The sequence below is a fragment of the Mycobacterium sp. E796 genome (assembly GCF_001672815.1).
Lineage (GTDB): Bacteria > Actinomycetota > Actinomycetes > Mycobacteriales > Mycobacteriaceae > Mycobacterium.
This window is the reverse complement of the sequence record NZ_LZKK01000312.1, coordinates 1-585: the sequence shown is the minus strand read 5'-3', so window position 1 is coordinate 585 and position 585 is coordinate 1. Positions and strand designations below refer to the sequence as shown.

General features: G+C 71.5%; 2 pseudogenes. One reads left to right on the top strand and one right to left on the bottom strand.

Going from position 1 to position 585, the window contains the following annotated elements:
* A pseudogene (locus tag A5706_RS24765) lies at positions 1-358 on the bottom strand (PE family protein); the annotation flags it as partial.
* Here A5706_RS24765 and A5706_RS24760 point away from each other — a divergent pair.
* Positions 333-585 (top strand): annotated as a pseudogene (locus A5706_RS24760) (PE domain-containing protein); the annotation flags it as partial. The pseudogenes A5706_RS24765 and A5706_RS24760 sit on opposite strands and share 26 nt — an antisense overlap.

Below are 585 nucleotides of genomic sequence, written 5' to 3'. Positions count from 1 at the left end.
GGTTCCACATGCCCACGTTGGAGCTGCCCCAGTTGCCGTTGCCGACGTTGCCGTCCCCGAGGTTGCCGGCGCCGAGGTTGCCTTCGCCGACGTTGCCGCCGCCCACGTTGCTGTTGCCGTTGTTGCCGCCGCCCAGGTTGCTGTTGCCGAGCCCCAACAGGCTCTGCGCCTCGGCGCCGGCGTACGCCGCGGAGTTCGCGGCCAGGTTCTGCACGAACCCCTGATGAAACGCCGCCGCCTGCGCGCTCAGCGCCTGATAGGCCTGGGCATGGCCGGAGAACACCGACGCGACGGCCGCCGACACCGCGTCCGCGCCGGCGGCCAGCACCTGAGTGGTCGGGACGGCCGCGGCGGCGTTTCATCAGGGGTTCGTGCAGAACCTGGCCGCGAACTCCGCGGCGTACGCCGGCGCCGAGGCGCAGAGCCTGTTGGGGCTCGGCAACAGCAACCTGGGCGGCGGCAACAACGGCAACAGCAACGTGGGCGGCGGCAACGTCGGCGAAGGCAACCTCGGCGCCGGCAACCTCGGGGACGGCAACGTCGGCAACGGCAACTGGGGCAGCTCCAACGTGGGCATGGGGAACC